Origin of the sequence: Streptomyces sp. NPDC058701 (assembly GCF_042715295.1) — a bacterium.
Lineage (GTDB): Bacteria > Actinomycetota > Actinomycetes > Streptomycetales > Streptomycetaceae > Streptomyces.
The window spans coordinates 1-3101 of sequence record NZ_JBHXSY010000124.1 but is presented as its reverse complement, the minus strand read 5'-3'; the positions used below and the strand labels follow the sequence as shown (position 1 = coordinate 3101).

The following is a 3101-nucleotide window of genomic DNA, read 5'->3' as shown; positions in this document are numbered from 1 at the left end:
CTCGTCAGTAGCCCTCAACAACCCGAGATACACCGCTCGTTTGACAGACCCGTGTTGGGGGCTGCCCGAGATCCAAAGGCCGACGTGCACGCGAGCTTTCAACTCGCTCCTTGCCGCGATCGTCGATGTCGCCCTGGCGGCCGTGGACGTCGCGGGTGGTGCTCGTGATGAACGGCCGCGGCCGGTTCCACCGCCGGCACCTGCTGGCCGAAGCGCGCTGTCACCTCGCCTGATCCTGCGCGGCCGCCGCCGCGATCCCGGCCTGGATCAGGACATCGTGCGGGCCGCCATCTCCACGTATTGCCTGGACACCAGCGAGCCGAAGACCGCACGCGGCCGACTGGCGGACTACCGGCTCGACACCGCCCGGTGGGCGCTGCGTACCCACCCGGCGACCACTGGCCCCCGTGCTGGACCCGGACCGGCTGCCCCCGACCAACCCGGGCTCCTCCTCCTTGGCTGCGTCCCGACCGGCCGGCCCGTTCCGTCCCGTAGGTCAGCGCTTACAGAGAGCGACCCACTGCACAGGGGAGCCCCGTCAGCCTTTGAGATGAACTGGAGTTCATACAGCATGACGCAACCACCCTCATCCGACGAGGGGGCCGTAGGTCGGCCTCCTCGCCGTGACGCCTGACGCTGGAGGGGGTGGCGGTTGATGTGCCGGCTGCACAGGGTCTTGTCGGCCAGAGCTTCGGGGTTCTTCCTGACGCTCTTATGCCTGTGCGCCGCGCCGTCAGCTGGAAAGGGAGGTTCGCCCGGGTCCGGGTCCTTCGGTGAGACGGGTGTGGTCGAGGTGGTGTTGTGCTTGGTGGAGGGCGTTTATGGCCTTTCTCCGGTGGCCGTGGGCGAGGTGGTCGTGGGCGGTGAGGAGGTCGGCGGCGGCCATGCTGGCGTGGGCGGCGGCTTCGGTGAGGGGGCCGGGGGGTTCTTCGAGTCCGGTTTCCAGGGCGGTGCGGGTGAGCCGGTCGACGAGGAGGCCCAGGTGGGGGGTTGGGGCTTGTTGGTGGTAGCCGGCCAAAAGTCGGGTCAGGCGTGCGGGTGGGTTCTGGCTGACGGGAGCCCGGGCGGCAGTGTCGGTTTCGATCTTGGCGAGGAGCATGCCCAGGAGGGGCAGCACGTCGGCGGGTCTGGCCCCGGCGGGGTGGATGCCGAGTGCGTTCAGGGCCGCGGACAGGGCCCGCGCAGTCGCGGGGGCGCGGGGCGTGGGCCCGGTCACGACACCGTTCCGGCTCGGTCAGCGGGGGGCCGCGGTGCGTCGCCGTCGGGCCGGTGTCTTCCGGGTCTTGGCGGGCGGGGTGAGAGTGGCTTTCCGCATCCGTTCGTAGGTGCGGGTCATGTGGGCGATTTCGTCCTGGAACATCGCCAGCACCTCGTGCTGAGCCACGGCTTCCCCGAGGGGGTTGATCGCGCCAGAGAGGATCCGTCGTAGTTCGGTGTCGACGCTGCGCATGCGCAGGCCCGCGCTTTCGGCGATTCGGTCGGGGTCCTGGGTGATCATGTAGCCCCCGCGCCAGGTCAAGAATGCGCGGCCCTTCTCCATGGTGATGTGGTCACGGATGTATCCCTTGGCGCGCTCGAACTGAGAGTCGGTGGCGCCCAGCCGCTCGGTGATCGTCTCGCGGTGGACGATCGTGTCCTCGCCGGCCTCGGCGATCAGGTTCCAGGTGAGCTCGGCCAAGTGCTGCGTGGCTACAGGTGCGGTTCTGCCCTGTGGGTGGAGCGAGGGGGTCGTCCTGACGGGGGTCATCACTACTCATCGCCTTCGGCGAGGATGGCGGCGAGCTCCTCGTCCATGGTCGTGTCACCGCTGGCCAGCGCGGTGTCGCACCAGTCCAGGGCCGCCCGGATGCGCCGGTGGTTGTCGAGGATGGCCCGGATCTCCCGATCGGTGAACTCTTTCACGTGCAGTCGCGGCACCATGTCCTGCAGGTCCACCAGGAAGGCCGTGCCGCTCCCGATCAGCTCCAAGGCCTCCCGGGATGCCCGCCGGTAGTCCACCGCCGGCTGCCGCAGCTTCGTTCCACGCAGGACGGGCGTCTCCTCGACCTCTTCGTCGACTTCGCCCTCCTCCTCATCAGGCTCGGGTTCGCGTTCGTGCGCCGCGGCCAACCGCAGGGCGGCGGCCTCCATCCGCTGTTCTTGGTGAGCCTGGTAGAGGATTCGCTGGTTGGTCGGGTCGGCCATGATGCGCTGCGCCACGTCTGGCCGGCGGATGATCTCTTCCGCCGCGCCCAGCGCGCTCTCCGAGTTGGTGAGCAGCGTGCGTACCCGGTCGAGTTTCTCTTTCTTGGACAACGGATGGTTGGGCAGTCGTCCCGCGTACCGCAATGCGGCGTCCTCGGTCCAGTGCGTTGCCCCGCCGGGAGGGTTCTTGATCATCTCGAAACGGTCCTCCACGGCATCCAAGGCTCGGTGGACGGACCAGGATTCGTCCTTCACGCGGTACTCGGGAGGCCAGTGGATCGCGGCCTTTCGGTAGGTGAGCAGGGTGTGGACGTTGATGCCGATCTGGTCGGCGTACCGGTCCAGGACGGGGAAGACCCCTCGGTGCTCACCCGGCTCGTTCTTCGGGACCATTTTCAGTGTGATGTCGCCGAGGGCGAACTGGATCCCGCTCTCCTCTTGGATGAGGTCCCGGCCTTGGTGGACGTAGCGTGCCCACTGGCGGTCGGTGTAGCGCTGGGGGAAGGGGCTGGGGACTTTCTCCCTGACGGCCATGGTCGATCACCCCGTTCGAGGTCTGGGGCATGGGGGAGATCCGGACAACGAGGGTCCGTGGCACCCTCCCCTGTGCATCAAGTGTATGCCTCTTCAGTGAGGCGAGATGATCATGTCCGATGGTCTCTTCGGAGCCGGTCGCGAGGTCGCTGTGAGGCTACAGCGGCGTTGTTCGGGCCCGGAGAGCACGATCCCGGCAAAGCCTGGTCTGTTGCCTCAGCGTTCTTGCCCGGGGTGGTCTGCTGAACCGGCTGTCGGGCGAGGGCGACGTTCCTCCAACCAGGCGAACCCCGCCATAATCTGCAAGGGCTCGAGCTGTGTCTCCTGCCCTAGTGACCTGAGTCAGAGATTCGGTGGCAGTAGGCGGCGACTTTGTCGAGGAT

Annotated in this window: 3 protein-coding genes; all 3 read right to left on the bottom strand. The window is 67.7% G+C overall.

The genetic code is table 11. The features are described from left to right. Positions 1–733: 733 nt before the first annotated feature. The 3 genes from ACFWW8_RS38375 to ACFWW8_RS38365 all read right to left on the bottom strand — a co-directional run bounded on the left by ACFWW8_RS38375 (position 734) and on the right by ACFWW8_RS38365 (position 2718). The gene (locus ACFWW8_RS38375) at positions 734–1216 is read right to left on the bottom strand and encodes a hypothetical protein (protein ID WP_386537532.1); all 483 of its coding nucleotides are present in this window, start codon (positions 1214–1216) and stop codon (positions 734–736) included. A gap of 18 nt (positions 1217–1234) precedes the next feature. Beyond that, a complete protein-coding gene (locus tag ACFWW8_RS38370; protein ID WP_386537529.1) occupies positions 1235–1678 on the bottom strand; it encodes a hypothetical protein in 444 nt (147 codons plus the stop codon). A 71-nt stretch (positions 1679–1749) separates the two neighbouring features. Further along, on the bottom strand, positions 1750–2718 hold the full coding sequence (locus ACFWW8_RS38365) for a DUF6192 family protein (protein WP_386537526.1): 969 nt from the start codon (positions 2716–2718) through the stop codon (positions 1750–1752). Between the last annotated feature and the right edge of the window lie 383 nt (positions 2719–3101).